The following is a 610-nucleotide window of genomic DNA, read 5'->3' as shown; positions in this document are numbered from 1 at the left end:
GGACCGGCTTTCAGGCGCGCCGCTTCGACGTTTTGGGCGGCAAGCGTATCAGCAAGCCGACACCGGCACCAAGATGGTCCACATCGGCAAAAATACGCGCAGTACGATTGTCAGCAAAGGCATTTCCGCCGGTAAATCGAACAACAGCTACCGCGGGCTGGTCAAAATTGCGGCCAGCGCCGCCGGTGCGCGCAATTATTCCCAGTGCGATTCGATGCTGATCGGCGACGAGTGCGGCGCCAACACCTTCCCGTATATCCAGGTACGCAACAACAGTGCCCAGGTCGAGCACGAGGCATCGACCTCGAAGATCGGCGAGGACCAGATGTTCTACTTTGCCCAGCGCGGGGTCGATGCGGAGGCAGCAGTATCGATGATCATCAATGGCTTCTGCAAAGACGTATTTCAACAATTACCACTGGAGTTTGCGGTCGAGGCGACCAATCTCCTCAGTTTCAAACTGGAAGGAAGTGTCGGATGATTTACCAGGACAGCAAGATTTTGCTCGAAGTGCACGGACTATGCGCAACCGTGAATGGCATCGAAATTCTGAAGGATCTTGACTTCACGGTGAGGAGCGGCGAAGTACACGCCATCATGGGCCAAAACG

General features: G+C 55.6%; 1 protein-coding gene. It reads left to right on the top strand.

Translation table 11 applies throughout. The features are described from left to right. Nucleotides 1-481, top strand: a 481-nt coding sequence (locus ACP7BV_RS27655) for a SufD family Fe-S cluster assembly protein (protein ID WP_426108119.1), incomplete at its 5' end; no start/stop codon positions are given. Nucleotides 482-610: the final 129 nt, after the last annotated feature.

It is taken from the genome of Massilia sp. TSP1-1-2, from assembly GCF_049896185.1.
Lineage (GTDB): Bacteria > Pseudomonadota > Gammaproteobacteria > Burkholderiales > Burkholderiaceae_D > Telluria_A.
This window is presented reverse-complemented; position numbering and strand designations above follow the sequence as displayed.